Origin of the sequence: Propylenella binzhouense, from assembly GCF_009866965.1 — a bacterium.
Lineage (GTDB): Bacteria > Pseudomonadota > Alphaproteobacteria > Rhizobiales > Afifellaceae > Propylenella > Propylenella binzhouense.
Genome location: NZ_SPKJ01000029.1, coordinates 25,467 through 42,181 on the forward strand (window position 1 = coordinate 25,467; position 16,715 = coordinate 42,181).

The following is a 16,715-nucleotide window of genomic DNA, read 5'->3' on the forward strand; positions in this document are numbered from 1 at the left end:
TCGCGCGTATTACTTCGCACGGCGACAAGAACAGGTCAAGAACATCAGGCGAGCAGCTTCAGCCTGTCGCCGGCGCCGCGATGATGGGCGTGACAGATGGCGATGGCGAGCGCGTCGGCCGCATCGTCGCTGTCGTAGCGCGCCTTCGGCAGCAGCACCGAGACCATCATCTTCACCTGGGCCTTGGCACCGTGGCCGGCCCCGACGACGGCCTTCTTCACCATGTTGGGGGCGTATTCGGCGACGGCGAGGCCGGCGCGTGCAGGCACCAGCATGGCGATGCCGCGCGCCTGGCCAAGCTTCAGCGTCGCTCCCGCGTCGCGGTTCACGAAGGTCGCCTCGACTGCGGCCTCGTCCGGACGGAATTCGGCGATCATCCGCTCGAGCCCGTCATGAAGCTGGCGGAGCCGCTCCGCGAGAGGGGCGTCGCCGTCGCTCGTCACGGTACCGGCAGCGACGAAGGCGAGCCGGGAGCCTGAGCTTTCCACGATTCCCCAGCCGGTGCGGCGCAGGCCCGGGTCGATCCCGACGATCCGAATCACATGCATGCGCCACGATAGGCGAGGGCGCAGCCCGGTGCGAGCCGGCCGGCCCTATGCGTCCTGGACGGGGACGACGTAGTTGAGCGGCAGCCGTCCACCGTCGGCATAGACGGTCTGCCCGGTCACGTAGCTTGCATCGTCGGAGGCGAGGAAGGCGGCGACCCCGGCGATCTCGGCCGGCTCGCCGAGCCGTCCGAGCGGCGTGCGCGACAGCACCCGGCGGCGTGCATCCTTGTCCTGCATGGTCGCCGCCAGCATCTCGGTATTGATGGAGCCGGGGCCGATCGCATTGACCCGGATGCCGTAGGGCGCGAGCGCCAGTGCCATCACCTTGGTGAGCTGGCTGACGCCGCCCTTCGAGACGGAGTAGGGCACCTGGTTGGGGATCGCGAAGACCGCGTTCACCGAACTCATGTTGATGATGCAGCCCGGCTCGCCGCCGTCCTCGATCTGCCGCACCATGCGCTTCGCGACGGCCTGCCCGGTCAGGAACGCTCCCTTCACGTTCACCCGCAGCACGCGGTCGAAATCCTCCTCGGCGAGTTCGAGGAAATCGGCGCCGCAGAGGATGCCGGCATTGTTGACGAGCACGTCGATCGTCCCGAAGGCATCGACCGTCGCCGCCACGAGGTTGCGCACGCTCAGCCGATCGCCGACATCGCAGCTCACGAACCGGACGGCGCCGCGCTCGCCGAGCTGGGCCGCGGCATCCGAACCGGCATCTTCGTCGATGTCGGCGACGACGACCCTGGCACCGTCGTCGGCGAAGCGCCGCGCGATCGCGAATCCGATCCCGCGTGCGCCGCCGGTTACGATCGCGACCTTGTTCTCGAGCGCCATTATGAGCCCCCTCGTGACCTCGCGGCGGCACAGTGCCCAGCGCGGGCGGTCGGGTCAATCGTCGGGAGGGGACGGAGGCCGGCCATGCCGGCCCATCGTCTCGCGGATCTCGTCGAGGATCGCCGGGTCATCGATCGTCGGCGGTACCCGCACCTTTTCGCCGTCCGCGATCTGGCGCATGGTGGCGCGCAGGATCTTGCCCGAGCGCGTCTTCGGCAGCCGGTCCACGACGAACACGGTCTTGAGTGCCGCGACCGGCCCGATCTCCGCGCGGACGCGACCCACGCATTCCCGCTCGATCTCCGCAGGATTCCGCGCCTTGCCGGATTTCAGCACCACGAATCCGCATGGGAGCTGGCCCTTCAGTTCATCGGCGATCCCGATCACCGCGCATTCCGCGACGTCGGGGTGCGAGGCGAGCACCTCCTCGATGGCACCCGTCGACAGCCGGTGCCCGGCGACATTGATGATGTCGTCCGTCCGCGCCATGACGAAGAGATAGCCGTCCTCGTCCCGGAACCCGGCATCCGCCGTCTTGTAGAATCCCGGAAATTCGGAAAGGTAGCCGTCGCTGAAGCGTTGGTCGGCGTTCCAAAGCGTCGGCAGGCAGCCGGGCGGCAGCGGCAGCCTGACGGCGATGTTGCCGAGCGTGCCGGGCGCCACCGGCTCGCCGGCATCGCTCAGGACTTCCACGTCGTAGCCGGGCATCGCCACCGTGGGCGATCCGTATCTAACCGGCAGCATGCCGAGACCGACAGGGTTCGCCGCAATCGCCCAGGCCGTCTCCGTCTGCCACCAGTGATCGACCACGGGCACGCCGAGGATTCTCTCCGCCCACTGGATGGTGTCGGGATCGGCGCGCTCGCCGGCGAGGAACAGCGTCCGGAACCCCGACAGATCGTGGTTCCGGACATGAGTACCGCCGGGGTCCTCCTTCTTGATCGCGCGGAAGGCCGTCGGCGCCGTGAAGAGGGCGGCCACGCGGTGCTCGGCGATCACGCGCCAGAATGCCCCGGCGTCCGGCGTGCCGACCGGCTTTCCCTCGTAGAGCACGGTGGTGCAGCCGTGGAGGAGGGGCGCATAGACGATGTAGGAATGGCCCACGACCCAGCCGACATCGGAGGCCGCCCAGAACACCTCCCCGGGATCGACGGCGTAGATCGCCGCCATCGACCATTTCAGCGCCACCATGTGGCCGCCATTGTCGCGGACCACGCCCTTCGGCTGGCCGGTCGTGCCCGAGGTATAGAGGATGTAGAGCGGGTCGGTCGCCTTCAGCGCCGCGCAGGGGACCGCGCGCCCCCGCGCCAGCGCGACCGCCTGCGCATAGTCGAGGTCGCGTCCGGGCAGGAGCTCGCAGCCATGTTCGGGCCGCTGCAGGATGAGGCAGCGTTCCGGCTTGTGGGCGGCGCGCGCGATCGCGCCGTCGAGGAGCGGCTTGTAGGGCACGATCCGGCCCGGCTCGATGCCGCAGGAGGCCGATACGATCAGCTTCGGGCGGCAATCGTCGATGCGCGTCGCGAGCTCGTGCGCGGCAAACCCGCCGAACACCACGGAATGGATCGCGCCGATGCGGGCGCAGGCGAGCATCGCCACGATCGCCTCGGGCACCATCGGCATGTAGAGGATTACCCGATCGCCCTTGCCGATCCCGTTGTCGAGGAGCACGGCGGCGAGGGCGCTCACTTCGCCGAGGAGGTCGCCATAGGTGATGGTCCGCACCGTGCCGGTAACGGGGCTGTCGTAGATGATCGCGGCCTCGTCGGGCCGCCGGGCGGCATGCCGGTCGACGCAATTGTGACAGGTGTTGCATTCCGCCCCGGCAAACCAGCGCCCGTAGATCCCGAGATCCGGATCGAAGACCCTGTCCCACGGCCTGAACCAGTCGATCTCCCGCGCCGCCTCGACCCAGAAGGCTTCGGGATCGGCACGCCAGGCGGCATAGACCTCGTGATAACGGCTCGTCATGGCGTTCCTCCCGCCTCGGAGGAGCTAAGCGCCCCGATATTCCGAGTCCATCGGCAATTCGGCGCATCGGACGGGTGCGTATCCTCCGAAGCGAATTGTCGAGAGGGCGAGGACGGCCTATATCTTGGCGGCGCGGCTGCGCGGTGCGTCAGGAGACGTATCCCCGGGGCCTTATCGATCCTGAAGGGAGCTGTCCCCGTCCTTGCCTGCGGGCTCGGACACACGGCGCCCACCTACGTTGTAGGTTTCCCGGGATCGAAACTCCAACGGCCGTGGCGGCTGCGCACTTCCCTCCGCCCGTCCTGCGACGACGAGACTGCATGCACGGCGGAGCCGCCCTGAAGTCGGAGCTGCGACGAGGCGCCCTGGCGCGGCGCGCGGCGATCACGCCGGACGAGCACCAGCGCTGGTCCTGGGCGGCCGTCGACCACATCCGGCCGCTCGTCGGCGAGGGCGAGGCGGTTGCGCTCTTCGCGCCGATGCGCGGCGAGATCGATCCGCTCGGGCTGATCGCGACGATCCGGGCACGGCGCGGGGAGGTGCTGATGCCGGCCGTGGTGGCGGGGACCCTGATCTTCCGCCGGTTCGACGGCGAGACGCTCGAGGCGGGACCGCTCGGCACGCGCCATCCCCCGGTCGCCGAGCCGGAACTCGTCCCGGGCCTGATCGTCGTTCCGCTCGCCGCGTTCGACCGGCGCGGCGGGCGGATCGGCTATGGCGGCGGCTATTACGACCGTGCGATCGAGCGGCTGAACGCCGGGGCGGCGCTGGTGCGCACGGTCGGCATCGGCTTTGCTTGCCAGGAAGTCGACAGCGTGCCGCTCGAGCCGCACGATGCGGTGCTCGATGCGGTGGCAACGGAGAAGGAACTGATCAGAGTGAAGGACCACGCGTGAGGCTTCTCTTTCTGGGCGATGTCGTCGGCCGGACCGGCCGGACAGTCGTGCGCGACTATCTTCCCGGCCTGATCGAGCGGCACCGCTTCGATTTCGTGGTCGTCAACGGCGAGAATTCCGCGGGCGGGTTCGGGATCACGGAGGAGATCTTCCAGTCGCTGATCGATGCCGGGGCCGACTGCGTCACCACCGGCAACCACGTCTGGGACCAGCGCGAGGCGCTCGTCTTCGCCGACCGGCACGAACGCTTCCTCCGCCCGATCAACTATCCGGCCGGCACGCCGGGGCGCGGCTCCAACCTCTATATCGCCCGCAACGGCGCGCGCGTGCTGGTCATCAACGTGATGGGCTCGGTCTTCATGCAGGACCTCGACGATCCGTTCGCGGCGGTGACGGCGGAGATCGGCGCCTGCTCCCTCGGGCACGGCTGCGACGCGGTGATCGTCGACATCCATGCCGAGGCGACCAGCGAGAAGCAGACCATGGGCCATTATCTCGACGGCAAGGCCTCGCTGGTGATCGGAACGCATACCCACGTGCCGACGGCGGACTATCGCGTGCTGCGGAACGGCACGGCCTTCATGACGGATGTCGGCATGTGCGGCGACTACGATTCGATCATCGGGATGGAGAAGGACGAGCCGATCCGGCGGGCGACGACCAAGATCCCGCAGGCCCGCTTCGCGCCGGCGCTCGGCCCGGCGACGCTTTCCGGCCTCGCGGTCGACGTCGACGACGACACCGGCCTGGCGCGGCGGGTCTGGGCGGTGCGCATCGGGCCCCATCTGGAGCCGGCCGAGCCGGATTTCGAGGCGAGCCCGTGAAGCTGCCGCTCCACGGCCGCTGCTTCTGCGGCGCCGTCCTCGTCGAGGCGAAGGCGGAACCGTTCCAGGTGTCCTGGTGCCATTGCCGGGACTGCCGGCGCCAGACCGGAGCGCCCGCCGTGGTCTGGGCCGGCTTCCGCAGCGAGGACGTCCATGTCGCCGGGGCGCCGCGGCGGCGGCGCTCCTCGGAGCATATCGTGCGCGGCTTCTGCCCCGATTGCGGCACGCCCTTCAGCTACGAGGACGACCGCCTGGCCGGCGAGATCTACATCCATACCGGCGTCTTCGACGAGGCCGACCAGCTCGTCCCGGACCGGCACGCCTACGTGACCTCGAAGCTCTTCTGGCTGCATCTCGAGGACGGGCTGGCGAAGTTCGAGACCACGACGCGCCGACGCCCGGGCTGAGCGCCGCCGCTGGACGGACGGCTGGCGCCCGCCTATAAGCCGCGCAATCTCCGCAAGACAAGAACCGACTGGGGCTGTCCATGGCCGGACATTCGCAATTCAAGAACATCATGCACCGCAAGGGGAAGCAGGACGCCATCAAGTCCAAGCTCTTCTCCAAGCTGGCGCGCGAGATCACCGTCGCGGCGAAGGAGGGCGGACCGAGCGCGGACGGCAATCCGCGCCTCAGGCTCGCCATCCAGAACGCGCGCTCCGAAGGCATGCCGAAGGACAATATCGAGCGTGCGATCAACAAGGCCGCGGGCGGCGACGCCGAGGACTATTCGGAGATCCGCTACGAGGGCTACGGCCCGGGCGGGGTCGCCGTCATCGTGGAAGCCCTGACGGACAACCGAAACCGGACGGCCGGCGCCGTCCGCTCCTACTTCACCAAGAATGGCGGCGCGCTCGGGGAGACCGGGTCGGTGTCCTTCATGTTCGACCGGGTCGGCGAGATCGTCTATCCGGCTTCCGCCGGCGATCCCGAGGCGGTTCTGGAGGCGGCGGTCGAGGCCGGCGCGGAGGACGTCGCCAGCGACGAGAACGGCCATGTCGTCACGACTGCCTTCGAGGACCTCGGGACCGTGGCAAAGGCGCTCGAGGAGGCGCTCGGCCCTGCCGATTCGGTGCGCACGGTCTGGAAGCCGCAGACGCTGACGCCGGTCGACGGAGAGAAGGCTGCGACGCTGATGAAGCTTCTCGCGACCCTCGACGACGACGACGATGTTCAGAACGTCTATGCCAACTACGACATCGATGCCGAAACGCTGGAACAGCTGAGCGCCGCATGATTGCCGCGGTTTGGCCCGAATCGGAGCCCAACGCGGAATGCTGCGCGTGCGGGCATTTCCCTCACACTCGCGGATGCCAACGATCGGCCAGGGCAGTTGACGACCGCTTAACCATCGCAGGGTTAAGCGAATCCAAATTCCAGCGTAAGGAGTGTGCGGCGATGCGTGTCGGCGTGTCCGTGCGGAAGGGTGTGGCGGCGGCGGCTCTGGCCGTGGCGGTATTGGGCGCAGGTTGCGCGAACCAGCAGAAGCTGCTCGGCCAGGATCTGGCCGGGATGGGTGCCGGCGGCGTCGGGGTGGCGCGTCCCGGCAGCGCGCAGGATTTCCAGGTGAACGTGGGCGACCGGGTGTTCTTCGACACCGACTCCTCCTCGTTGAACGGCCAGGCCCAGATGGTGCTTGCGAAGCAGGCGCAGTGGCTCAACCAGTACCGCCAGTATTCCTTCATCATCGAAGGCCATGCGGACGAGCGCGGCACCCGCGAATACAATCTCGCGCTCGGCGCGCGGCGCGCCGAGGCGGCCCGCGACTTCCTGACCTCGCGGGGTATCGATCCGCGGCGGATGCGCACGGTCTCCTACGGCAAGGAGCGCCCGGTGGCGGTCTGCAGCGACCCGTCCTGCTGGTCGCAGAACAGGCGCGCGGTCACGGTCCTTCAGGGCGCCGGAAGCTGATCGCGGCGCCGGATCGGACCGGCCGTCCGCGCCGGCGGTCGTAGTTTGGCCGAATTGATGGTGCGGTGCTAAGAGAAACGGAGCACCGGAGACCGATGATCATGCCCATGCGTCTGATCGCCGTTCCGCTCGTCCTGCTGGCGACCACCGCGCCGGCCTGGTCGCAGTCGGCTCAGGAGATCGGCCAGATGAAGCTCTACATCCAGCAGCTGGAGGACCGCGTCCGCCAGCTGACCGGTGACGTGGAGCGGCTGACCTACGAGCTGAACCAGGCCCGCGCGCAGGTGCCGCAGGAGCAGGGCGCGTCGCCGACGGCGCAGGGATGGCAGACCGGCGGCTACGGCCAGCCGGCCGGCCAGTTCGGCAACCCGCCGTCCGCCGGCCAGTTCGACAAGCCGCCGTCCGGCGGCGGGGCCTTGACCACCGGTTCGCTGCCGGTGCAGCCGGGAGCCGGCCCCGGGACCAATCCCGAGGCGAATTCGATCGCCCAGGACGACCCGCGGATCGCCGCGGACGGCGACGGCCTCGGCGGCACGGCGCCGCTCGACCTGTCGGCGCTCGCGAGCGGTGCGGCATCGGTGCCGCTGCCGCAATCGGACCGCTTGCTCGGCAGCCTGAGGCCTTCGGGCCAGGCGGCTCCCGCCCAGCTCGCCGCGCTCGGCAGCGGCACGCCGCGCGAGGAGTATGACGCGGCCTACGGCTACGTCCTCACGGGCGATTACGGGACCGCCGAAGCGAGGCTCTCCGCCTGGCTGGAGGCCTTCCCGAACGAGGCGCAGGCCCCGGACGCGCGGTTCTGGCTCGGCGAAAGCGAGTACCAGCAGGGCAAGTTCCGCGAGGCCGCGGGCGAGTTCCTGAACGTCTACAAGTCCTGGCCGCAGAGCCGGAAGGCGCCCGATTCGCTCGTGAAGCTCGGCATGTCGCTCGGCCAGCTCGGGGAGAAGGACGCCGCCTGCGCGACCCTCTCCGAAGTCGGCCGGCGCTATCCCGACGCGTCCTCGATCCTGAAGACGCGCGTCGATGAGCAGACCCGGGACCTCGGCTGCTGAGCCCCGCGGGGGGCTTCCCGCGCCGAGCCTTCTCTTCTCGGAACTTCGCGGCACAAGCGGCCTCGTGCTCGCCGTCTCCGGCGGGCCGGATTCGACCGCACTGATGCTGCTCGTGTCCCGGTGGAACGAGCGGCCGCCCGTCCTGGTGGCGACCGTCGACCACGGACTGCGCCCGGAATCCGCCGCCGAGGCCGGGACCGTGGCGGCGAATGCCGCGCGGCTCGGGCTCTCCTGCCGCGTCCTCAGGCTCGGCCGGCTGCCGGCAGGCAACCGCCAGGCGGCGGCCCGGAGCGCCCGGTACCGGGCGCTCGCCGATCTCGCCCGCGAGGTCGATGCCGAAGCCATCGTCACGGCCCATCACAGGGAGGACCAGGCCGAGACCTTCCTGATGCGGATCGCGCGCGGCTCGGGCGTCTACGGTCTCGGCGCCATGCGGCCGATGGTGCGGACCGGCGACATTGCGATCGCCCGGCCGCTTCTCGGCGTGTCGCGATCGGCGCTTCATCGGCTGGCGTCGGCGAGCGGACTGCCGCTCGCGGGCGATCCGTCCAACGAGGACGAGCGCTACGAGCGGGTGCGGATGCGGCGCCTGCAGCCGGCGCTCGACCGGCACGGCCTCGATGCGGAGCGGCTCGCAGGCACGGCTGATCGCCTGGCGCGCGCAGCCGACGCGCTCGACGCCTGCTGCGAACGGCTAGTCTTCGACGCCTGCTCGATCTCGGAATGGGGGAGCGTCACCGGCCCCCTCGAGGCGCTGACGGAGGCGCACGAGGAGATCGCCGAACGGTCGCTTGCGCGCATGCTCGCCGCGGTGGCAGGCGCGGACTACACGCCGGAGCACGCGTCGATCGGATCCCTGCTCGGCGCGCTTGCGGCGGGTCCCGCCGGCGAGCGGGTCCGGCGGACGCTCCACGGGGCGGTGGTCACGGCGTCCGGCGGCCTGTTCGAGATCCGCCGCGAATGGGGACGCGCAGGCCTGCCGACCATGCCGGCGCGGCCCGCCGAGACAATCGTCTGGGACGGGCGGTTCCGCATCTCCGTCCCGAACGCGGACGCGGTGCTCGAGATCGCGCCGATCGGCCTCGCCGCTCCGCTCCTTGCCTTCGAAGGCATGACAAGGGGCGCGGCGCGGACGCTGCCGGCCATCCTTCGCGACGGCCGTCTCGCCGCGTTGCCGGCCGGTCTGCGGCCGGTGCGGCCGGCGATCCCGGTCGCGTCCTTCGAGGCGGCGTGCCTGGTGCGGGAACGGCTTCATCGCAGCACGGTATGAGGGAGGCCCCTCGGCCCTGCGGGACAACCGCACCGGCCGCGTCTCTTCGCCGGATTCGAGCGCGCTGACCAGAACTCGCCTTGGCATAAACCCGCCAACAACCTATCTAGTCGAGAATGCGGTGGGAGCGAGTGAGAGCGCTGCCTGGCTGCCCGGGGTCGAACTGAATGAACCAGAACTTCCGCAATTTCGCTCTGTGGATCGTGATCCTGCTTCTGCTGGTAGCGCTCTTCAACCTCTTCCAGAATCCGTCGAGCCAAACCTCGGCCAACGAGATCAGCTACTCGCAATTCCGCAACGACGCAGCGGACGGGCGCATCAAGTCCGTCACGATCGCCGGCGAGGAGATCAGCGGGACATACGCGGACAATTCGCGTTTCCGCACCTACGCGCCGCCCGGAACGGACTACGTTCCGATGCTCGAGGAGCATAACGTCTCGATCCGCGCGCGGCCCCAGGACGAGAAGATGTCGTTCATCTCGGTCCTGATCTCCTGGTTCCCGATGTTCCTGCTGATCGCCGTGTGGATCTTCTTCATGCGGCAGATGCAGGGTGCCGGAGGCCGGGCGATGGGCTTCGGCAAGTCGAAGGCGAAGCTCCTGACGGAGGCCCACGGCCGCGTCACCTTCGAGGACGTCGCCGGCGTCGACGAGGCGAAGGAGGACCTGGAGGAGATCGTCGAATTCCTGCGCGATCCGCAGAAGTTCCAGCGCCTCGGCGGGCGGATCCCGCGCGGCGTGCTCCTGGTCGGCCCGCCGGGCACCGGCAAGACGCTGCTCGCCCGCGCCATCGCCGGCGAGGCGAACGTGCCCTTCTTCACCATATCGGGTTCCGACTTCGTCGAGATGTTCGTGGGCGTCGGCGCCTCCCGCGTGCGCGACATGTTCGAGCAGGCGAAGAAGAACGCGCCCTGCATCATCTTCATCGACGAGATCGACGCCGTCGGCCGCCATCGCGGCGCCGGGCTCGGCGGCGGCAATGACGAGCGCGAGCAGACGCTCAACCAGCTCCTCGTCGAGATGGACGGCTTCGAGGCGAACGAGGGCATTATCCTCATCGCGGCGACGAACCGTCCGGACGTCCTCGATCCCGCGCTGCTGCGGCCGGGCCGCTTCGACCGGCAGATCGTGGTGCCGAACCCGGATGTCGTCGGCCGCGAGAAGATCCTGAAGGTGCATGTGCGCAAGGTGCCGCTCGCGCCCGGCGTGAACCTCAAGACGATCGCCCGCGGCACGCCCGGCTTTTCCGGCGCGGACCTGATGAACCTCGTCAACGAGGCCGCGCTCCTGGCGGCGCGGCGCGGCAAGAGGCTCGTCACCGGGCAGGAGTTCGAGGACGCCAAGGACAAGGTGATGATGGGCGCCGAGCGGCGCACCCTCGTCATGACCGAGGACGAGAAGCGCCTCACCGCCTATCACGAGGGCGGCCATGCCATCGTGGCGCTGCACGTGCCCTCGACCGATCCCGTGCACAAGGCGACCATCATCCCGCGCGGCCGCGCCCTCGGCATGGTCATGCAGCTGCCGGAGCGCGACCAGCTCTCGATGACCTTCGAGCAGATGACCTCGCGGCTCGCGATCCTCATGGGCGGCCGCGTGGCCGAGGAGCTCGTGTTCGGCGACCGGAAGGTCACGTCGGGCGCGGCCTCCGACATCGAGCAGGCCACGAAGCTCGCGCGCGCCATGGTGACGCGCTGGGGCTTCTCCGACCAGGTCGGCCGGGTGGCGCTCGGCGAGAACCAGGAGGAGGTCTTCCTCGGCCATTCGGTGGCGCGCCAGCAGAACATCTCCGAGGAGACCGCGCGCAAGATCGACCACGAGGTGCGCCGCCTGGTGGACGAAGGCTATGCCGAGGCGCGGCGCATCCTCACGGAGTCCAAGGACGAGCTCGAGCGGCTCGCCCAGGGCCTGCTGGAGTTCGAGACGCTTTCCGGCGAGGAGATCAAGGACCTGCTCAACGGCAAGCGCCCGGTCCGGGAGGATCCGAGCAACGACGAGACGCCGCCGCGCGGCTCGGCGGTGCCTTCCACCGGCCCGCGCACGCGGCCCGACAAGGGAAGCGACAAGGGCCTGGAGCCCCAGCCGACCTGATCCCTGTCACGCTTTGATACAGATTGTGAGGCCCGGACCCTGGTCCGGGCCTCTATACGTTTGAGCAGTTGAGGGATTCGGAAGGATTCCCGCGTAAGAGGACCTTGGGGCGAGGTCGGTCTCCAGGGAGACTGTGTTCGAAGCGTAACGGCGGTTAGACATGACGAGGCGATATTTCGGCACCGACGGCATCCGCGGGACGGCCAATCTCTTCCCGATGACGCCCGACATCGCGATGCGCGTCGGAATGGCTGTGGGACTGCATTACCGCAACGGCCACCGCCAGCGGGTCGTCATCGGCAAGGACACGCGGCTTTCGGGCTACATGATCGAGAACGCGATGGTGGCGGGCTTCACGGCCGTCGGCGTCGACGTGTTCCTGCTCGGCCCGATCCCGACGCCAGCCGTCGCGATGCTGACGCGCTCGATGCGGGCGGATTACGGCGTCATGATCTCCGCCTCGCACAACCCCTACGCCGATAACGGCATCAAACTGTTCGGGCCGGACGGGTTCAAGCTCTCCGATCTCGTCGAGAGCGAGATCGAGGCGCTCGTCGAATCGGATCTCACCACGCGCCTTTCCCCGGCTTCGGAGCTCGGGCGCGCGAAGCGCGTCGACGGCGTGCTCGACCGCTATATTGAGTTCGCGAAGCGCACGCTGCCGCGCCAGCTCTCCTTCGACGGCCTGCGCGTCGTCGTCGACTGCGCGAACGGCGCCGCCTACAAGGCCGCCCCGCTCGCGCTCTGGGAGCTCGGCGCCGAGGTCGTCTCGATCGGGGTTGAGCCGGACGGCTTCAACATCAACCGCGATTGCGGCTCGACCGCGCCGGACGCGCTCGCGCGGAAGGTGCACGAGGTGCGCGCCGATATCGGGATCGCGCTCGACGGCGACGCGGACCGCGTGGTGATGGTCGACGAGAAGGGCAACGTCATCGACGGCGACCAGCTGATGGCGCTCGTCGCCAATTACTGGAACGAGGAGCACCGGCTGGCGGGGGCCGGCATCGTCGCCACCGTGATGTCCAATCTCGGGCTGGAGCGCTTCCTGGCGGCGCAGGGCCTGTCGATGGTCCGCACGCCGGTCGGCGACCGGTACGTCGTCGAGCACATGCGCCAGCACGGCTTCAATGTCGGCGGCGAGCAATCCGGCCACATCATCCTCTCCGACTTCGCGACGACGGGGGACGGGCTCATTGCCGCGCTCCAGGTTCTCGCCGTGGTCTGTCGCGAGGGCCGGCCGGTGAGCGAGGTCTGCCACCGCTTCGACCCGGTTCCGCAGGTGAAGAAGAACGTGCGCTATCGCGGCGGGCAGCCGCTCGAGAACGAAACGGTGCAGCGCGTCATCGCGGACGCGGAGGCGAGGCTCGGCAAGGAGGGCAGGCTGGTGATCCGGCCGTCCGGCACCGAGCCGGTGATCCGGATCATGGGCGAGGGCGACAATGCCGATCTCGTCCGCGCGGTGGTGAACGACATCGCCGACGTGGTGCAGCGCGCCGCCTGAGCGGCCGGGCCGGGCGGCACGCACCGCCCTGTCGGGGGACGGGGCCATGGACGACTATCCGCTCGCACGGGTCTACCAGCTGCTCGAGCCGGGTCCGGTCGTGCTGCTCACGACGGCGCAGGCGGGCCGCGCGAACGTGATGACCATGTCCTGGCACATGATGGTCGAGTTCACGCCGCCGCTCGTCGCCTGCGTCGTCAGCGGCGCCGATTTCAGCCACAGGGCGCTGAAGGAGACGGGCGAGTGCGTGATCGCCGTCCCGGCCGTGCACCTCGCCCCGAAGGTGGTGGCGATCGGCAATTCTTCCGGGCGCGACACGGAGAAGTTCTCGGCATTCGGCCTGACCCCGCTTCCGGCGGCCGAGGTGGCCGCGCCGCTCGTCGCGGAATGCTTCGCCAATCTCGAGTGCCGGGTACGGGACGACCGGCTCGTCCCCGACTACGATCTCTTCGTGCTCGAGGTGGTGAAGGCCTGGAGCGATTCCGGCCAGCCGGAGCCGAAGACCATCCATCACCGCGGCTACGGCACCTTTGCCGTGGACGGCGAGACGGTCACGATCCCGTCGAAAATGCCGTAGGGCCCGCCCGCTTCCGCCGCCGCTGCGGGACGGGAGGCGGAACGGCCCATGGGCGGGGCGGGCGTTCCGGGCGCCCGGCCGGCCGCCCGAAAGTCATGCCGGCACGGCCCTTTTCAGTGCGACCGGAGCGAAGGCCTTCACCTCCGGGGCGTCCTGGAGCGGCTCGATCTCCACCAGCGCCGTCATCGCGCTGCAGCCCTGCGCGAGGCGCGACGTGCCCTTGTCGAGGGTCAGCACGTTCGGGTTGCCATGGCGCTCCAGGCCGCCCGCCTGGCCGGGCTCGGAGGGATCGAACCACGCCCCCGTCTGCAGCACGACCACGCCGGGCCGGACCTCCGCAGTGACCCGGGCGGCCGCGACGCAGGCACCGCGGTCGTTGAAGAGGCGGACGGGCGATCCGGTCCGGATGCCGCGCCGCTCCGCGTCTGCCGGATGGATGAGGACCGGCTCGCGCCCGCCGACCTTCCGCGCCCGGCTGAGCGCGGACGGGTCGGACTGGCTGTGAAGCTTGGTGCCCGGCTGGCTCGAGATCAGGTGAAGCGGAAACCGTCCGGCCTTCGGGCTGCCCAGCCACTCGGCCGGCTCCAGCCATGCGGGATGGGGCGGGCAGTCCGCATAGCCGAAGCTCGCGATGCGCTCGGAATAGAGTTCGATCCGCCCGGAAGGTGTCGCGAGCGGCGCGGCGAGCGGATCGGCGCGGAAGTCCGCGTGAAGGATTTCCTCCGTCTCGGGCGGGGGCGCCTCCCAGTACCCCGCATGCCAGAACGCGTCGAAATCGGGCATGGCGACGCCCTTGGCGGATGCCGCCTCCGTCACCGCGGCATAGAGCCGGCGGACCCAGTCCATCTCCCGGAGCCCCTCGGTGAAGGAGGCCTCGTAGCCGAGGCGGGCGGCGAGATCGCAGAAGATCGCGAAGTCGGAGCGCGCGGCGCCGACCGGCGCGATCGCCTGCGGCATGGCGAAGAGGAAGCGGTCGCGCGAGGACCCGCCGAGATCGTTGCGCTCGAGCGTTGTCGTGGCGGGCAGAACGACATCGGCGAAGCGGGCGACGGGCGTCCACCAGGTGTCGTGCACGACGATTGTCTCGGGCCGGCGCCAGGCGCGGAGAAGGCGATTGAGGTCCTGATGGTGGTGGAACGGGTTGCCGCCGGCCCAATAGACCATGCGGATATCGGGATAGATCAGGGTGCGGCCGTCGAATTCGCAGGTCTCGCCGGGCCCGAGAAGCATGTCCGCGACCCGCGCGACCGGGATTGCGAGGCCGGCCGGGTTGCGGCCGGTCGGAAACTGGGGCGCCGGCAGCGCCCTGCTCGGATTTCCGACGCCGTTGAGCGAGCCGTAGCCGAACCCGTAGCCGCCGCCAGGCAGTCCGATCTGCCCGAGCAGCGCGGCGAGGGCGACGATCATCCAGTACGGCTGCTCGCCGTGATCGGCCCGCTGCAGCGACCAGCTGCCGGCGATGAAGGTCCGGCCGGACGCCATGCGCCGCGCGAGCGACCGGATCGCCCCGGCTTCGACGCCGCTGATCTCCGCCGCCCAGTCCGGCGTGGTCGCGACGCCGTTCTCCTCGCCGAGGACATAGGCCCTCAGCCTGTCGTAGCCGGTCGTGTAGCGGTCGAGAAACGCCGCATCGACCAGATGCTCGGTGATGAGGACGTGGGCGATGCCGAGCATCAGCGCCGTGTCGGTGTTCGGCCGGGGCGGAATCCATTCCGCCCCGAGCCAATCGGGGATGTCGCTTCTCACCGGCGATACGACGACGAATTCGACGCCGCTCTCCCGCGCCCGGCGCGTCCAGTGCGGCATCATGTGCTCGCCCGGGCCGCCGGCGGTCACGTTCCAGTTCTTCGGGTTCAGGCCGCCGAAGGCGACGAAGAGATCGGTGTGGCGCGCGATCGAATCCCAGGAGGTGTTCCGCCCGCTCACCGGCTGGTGGGTTCCGACCACATGCGGAAGGAGCACCTGCGCCGCGCCCCAGCTGTAGTTCGTCACCTGGTCGACGCAGCCGCCGCCCGCGAACAGGAAGCGTCTGAGCTGCGAGCGCGCATGATGGAAGCGCCCGGCGCTCGACCATCCGTAGGACCCGCCGAAGATCCCGCCGGGTCCGTGCTCGCCGCGGATCCGCCGCAGCTCCGCGGCGACGAAGTCGAGCGCCTGGTCCCAGCCCACGGAGACGAAGGGATCGCTGCCGCGGCGCTCGGTGGCGGCCCCCGGTCCCGACCGCAGCACGCTCTCGCGGATCGCCGGCTCCGCGACCCGGAGCGGCGAATAGACCATCTCGACCGTGTTCTCGATGATGGGGGAGGGCGCAGGATCGCGCGGAAACGGCCTGACGCCCACGAGCCGCCCGTCCTCGGTGTCGGCGAGGAACGCGCCCCAGTGCGAGAGGCTGATCGAAGTGCTAGGTCCCGGCATCGCCGCGCTTCCGCCGTCTCTCTGCGACCGTTTCTCCCGCGATCAGCCAGTCGCTCGCGGCGACGTCCCGGAAGACGACGTAGCAATCCTCGGCGCGCGCGCCGGCATGCTCCACGAGGCTTGCCGTGATGTCGGCCGCGATCGCCTTCTTCGCCTCCGCCGAACGGCCTTCTACGATTTGGACTAGGACGTAGGGCACGTTTCACGCTCCGTCATGCAAGGGTCAATCCGCCATCGACGTGGATCATCTGTCCGGTGATGAGCCCGGCGTCGCGCGACAGGAGGAAGGCTATCGCGGCGGCGATGTCGTCGGGGCTCGCGATCCGCCCCATCGGGGTGCGCTCCGCCGCCTTCTTCCAGGACGCCTCGGAGAGCGCGGAATGGCCGGACGCGTCCTTCCGCGTATAGCCGGGGACGACGCAGTTCACCGTGGCGCCCGTCGGCGCGATCTGGGCGGCGAGGCTCTTCGCGAGCGCCTCGACGGCAGCCTTCGCGGCGGCCGTGACCGGAAACAGGGAATCCGGCGCGAAGACATGCGCCACGAACGAGCTGACCGCGACGATCCGCCCCTGGTCCGATCGGGTCACGTGCGGCAGCGCTGCCTCGGCGAGCGCGAAGAACGCCTCCGGCATCAGCCTCAGCGCGCGGGCGAGGGCGGCGTGGTCGACCTCGCCGATCAGGCGCCGGTCCGCGATGCCGGCATTGCTGACGACCTGGTCGAGCCGCCCGAACGCCTCGGCCGCCCGCGCGACGAGCCCGGCCGCGGTCCCCGCTTCGGCGAGGTCGCCGAGGCAGACTTCGGTCCGGGCGCCGGCGGCCTCCGCCGCCGCGG

General features: G+C 69.7%; 16 protein-coding genes and 1 other RNA gene. 11 read left to right on the forward strand and 6 right to left on the reverse strand.

Annotated features, from left to right (window positions below):
- Positions 1-44: 44 nt before the first annotated feature.
- Genes ruvC through E4O86_RS10475 form a run of 3 tightly spaced genes read right to left on the reverse strand, consistent with a single transcriptional unit; the run spans position 45 to position 3,350 of the window.
- The gene (gene ruvC, locus E4O86_RS10465; protein WP_161140483.1) at positions 45-548 is read right to left on the reverse strand and encodes a crossover junction endodeoxyribonuclease RuvC; all 504 of its coding nucleotides are present in this window, start codon (positions 546-548) and stop codon (positions 45-47) included.
- A 45-nt stretch (positions 549-593) separates the two neighbouring features.
- Positions 594-1,382, reverse strand: coding sequence for an SDR family NAD(P)-dependent oxidoreductase (locus E4O86_RS10470; protein ID WP_161140484.1), 789 nt, complete (start codon positions 1,380-1,382; stop codon positions 594-596).
- A gap of 54 nt (positions 1,383-1,436) precedes the next feature.
- Positions 1,437-3,350, reverse strand: coding sequence for a propionyl-CoA synthetase (locus E4O86_RS10475; protein ID WP_161140485.1), 1,914 nt, complete (start codon positions 3,348-3,350; stop codon positions 1,437-1,439).
- A gap of 130 nt (positions 3,351-3,480) precedes the next feature.
- Between E4O86_RS10475 and ssrS the strand changes: the two genes are divergently transcribed.
- The 11 genes from ssrS to E4O86_RS10530 all read left to right on the forward strand — a co-directional run bounded on the left by ssrS (position 3,481) and on the right by E4O86_RS10530 (position 13,468).
- Positions 3,481-3,636, forward strand: a non-coding RNA gene (gene ssrS / locus E4O86_RS10480) — 6S RNA.
- Positions 3,637-3,670: 34 nt separating this feature from the next.
- Positions 3,671-4,246 carry a 5-formyltetrahydrofolate cyclo-ligase gene (locus E4O86_RS10485; RefSeq protein ID WP_161140486.1) on the forward strand — a complete coding sequence of 192 codons (576 nt, stop codon included), beginning with the start codon at positions 3,671-3,673 and terminating at the stop codon, positions 4,244-4,246.
- Positions 4,243-5,070, forward strand: coding sequence for a TIGR00282 family metallophosphoesterase (locus tag E4O86_RS10490; RefSeq protein ID WP_161140487.1), 828 nt, complete (start codon positions 4,243-4,245; stop codon positions 5,068-5,070). Before E4O86_RS10485 ends, E4O86_RS10490 begins: the two co-directional genes overlap by 4 nt.
- Positions 5,067-5,477: a GFA family protein gene (locus E4O86_RS10495; protein WP_161140488.1), complete on the forward strand. Its 411-nt coding sequence runs from the start codon at positions 5,067-5,069 to the stop codon at positions 5,475-5,477. Before E4O86_RS10490 ends, E4O86_RS10495 begins: the two co-directional genes overlap by 4 nt.
- Positions 5,478-5,557: 80 nt before the next feature.
- Entirely contained in the window at positions 5,558-6,307 is a 750-nt protein-coding gene (locus tag E4O86_RS10500; RefSeq protein WP_161140489.1) for a YebC/PmpR family DNA-binding transcriptional regulator, read from the forward strand.
- 161 nt (positions 6,308-6,468) lie between these two features.
- Positions 6,469-6,981: a peptidoglycan-associated lipoprotein Pal gene (pal, locus tag E4O86_RS10505; RefSeq protein WP_161140490.1), complete on the forward strand. Its 513-nt coding sequence runs from the start codon at positions 6,469-6,471 to the stop codon at positions 6,979-6,981.
- A gap of 101 nt (positions 6,982-7,082) precedes the next feature.
- Positions 7,083-8,030: a tol-pal system protein YbgF gene (ybgF, locus tag E4O86_RS10510; RefSeq protein ID WP_161140491.1), complete on the forward strand. Its 948-nt coding sequence runs from the start codon at positions 7,083-7,085 to the stop codon at positions 8,028-8,030.
- On the forward strand, positions 8,002-9,300 hold the full coding sequence (tilS, locus tag E4O86_RS10515) for a tRNA lysidine(34) synthetase TilS (protein ID WP_161140492.1): 1,299 nt from the start codon (positions 8,002-8,004) through the stop codon (positions 9,298-9,300). Before ybgF ends, tilS begins: the two co-directional genes overlap by 29 nt.
- Before the next feature lie 167 nt (positions 9,301-9,467).
- The gene (gene ftsH, locus E4O86_RS10520; RefSeq protein ID WP_161140493.1) at positions 9,468-11,390 is read left to right on the forward strand and encodes an ATP-dependent zinc metalloprotease FtsH; all 1,923 of its coding nucleotides are present in this window, start codon (positions 9,468-9,470) and stop codon (positions 11,388-11,390) included.
- 160 nt (positions 11,391-11,550) lie between these two features.
- Complete coding sequence (gene glmM, locus E4O86_RS10525) at positions 11,551-12,891, forward strand: phosphoglucosamine mutase (RefSeq protein ID WP_161140494.1); 1,341 nt, start codon at positions 11,551-11,553, stop codon at positions 12,889-12,891.
- 46 nt (positions 12,892-12,937) lie between these two features.
- On the forward strand, positions 12,938-13,468 hold the full coding sequence (locus tag E4O86_RS10530) for a flavin reductase family protein (RefSeq protein ID WP_161140495.1): 531 nt from the start codon (positions 12,938-12,940) through the stop codon (positions 13,466-13,468).
- A 93-nt stretch (positions 13,469-13,561) separates the two neighbouring features.
- Here E4O86_RS10530 and E4O86_RS10535 read toward each other — a convergent pair whose 3' ends face one another.
- The 3 genes from E4O86_RS10535 to E4O86_RS10545 all read right to left on the reverse strand — a co-directional run.
- Positions 13,562-15,883, reverse strand: a complete 2,322-nt coding sequence (locus E4O86_RS10535) for a molybdopterin guanine dinucleotide-containing S/N-oxide reductase (RefSeq protein WP_161140496.1) — start codon at positions 15,881-15,883, stop codon at positions 13,562-13,564.
- Positions 15,870-16,082 (reverse strand): tautomerase family protein, encoded by a 213-nt coding sequence (locus E4O86_RS10540; RefSeq protein ID WP_161140497.1) that lies wholly within the window; start codon positions 16,080-16,082, stop codon positions 15,870-15,872. The genes E4O86_RS10535 and E4O86_RS10540 overlap by 14 nt, the downstream gene beginning before the upstream one ends.
- Before the next feature lie 13 nt (positions 16,083-16,095).
- The coding region (locus E4O86_RS10545) for an SDR family NAD(P)-dependent oxidoreductase (RefSeq protein WP_161140498.1) at positions 16,096-16,715 on the reverse strand (620 nt) is incomplete at its 5' end.

Coding starts and splice junctions, on each gene's coding strand:
- E4O86_RS10530 (WP_161140495.1), top strand. CDS start 12,938: ATGGACGACTATCCGCTCGCACGGGTCTACCAGCTGCTCGAGCCGGGT.
- E4O86_RS10535 (WP_161140496.1), bottom strand. CDS start 15,883: ATGCCGGGACCTAGCACTTCGATCAGCCTCTCGCACTGGGGCGCGTTC.
- E4O86_RS10470 (WP_161140484.1), bottom strand. CDS start 1,382: ATGGCGCTCGAGAACAAGGTCGCGATCGTAACCGGCGGCGCACGCGGG.
- tilS (WP_161140492.1), top strand. CDS start 8,002: ATGAGCAGACCCGGGACCTCGGCTGCTGAGCCCCGCGGGGGGCTTCCC.
- ruvC (WP_161140483.1), bottom strand. CDS start 548: ATGCATGTGATTCGGATCGTCGGGATCGACCCGGGCCTGCGCCGCACC.
- glmM (WP_161140494.1), top strand. CDS start 11,551: ATGACGAGGCGATATTTCGGCACCGACGGCATCCGCGGGACGGCCAAT.
- ftsH (WP_161140493.1), top strand. CDS start 9,468: ATGAACCAGAACTTCCGCAATTTCGCTCTGTGGATCGTGATCCTGCTT.
- ybgF (WP_161140491.1), top strand. CDS start 7,083: ATGCCCATGCGTCTGATCGCCGTTCCGCTCGTCCTGCTGGCGACCACC.
- E4O86_RS10500 (WP_161140489.1), top strand. CDS start 5,558: ATGGCCGGACATTCGCAATTCAAGAACATCATGCACCGCAAGGGGAAG.
- E4O86_RS10475 (WP_161140485.1), bottom strand. CDS start 3,350: ATGACGAGCCGTTATCACGAGGTCTATGCCGCCTGGCGTGCCGATCCC.
- E4O86_RS10485 (WP_161140486.1), top strand. CDS start 3,671: ATGCACGGCGGAGCCGCCCTGAAGTCGGAGCTGCGACGAGGCGCCCTG.
- pal (WP_161140490.1), top strand. CDS start 6,469: ATGCGTGTCGGCGTGTCCGTGCGGAAGGGTGTGGCGGCGGCGGCTCTG.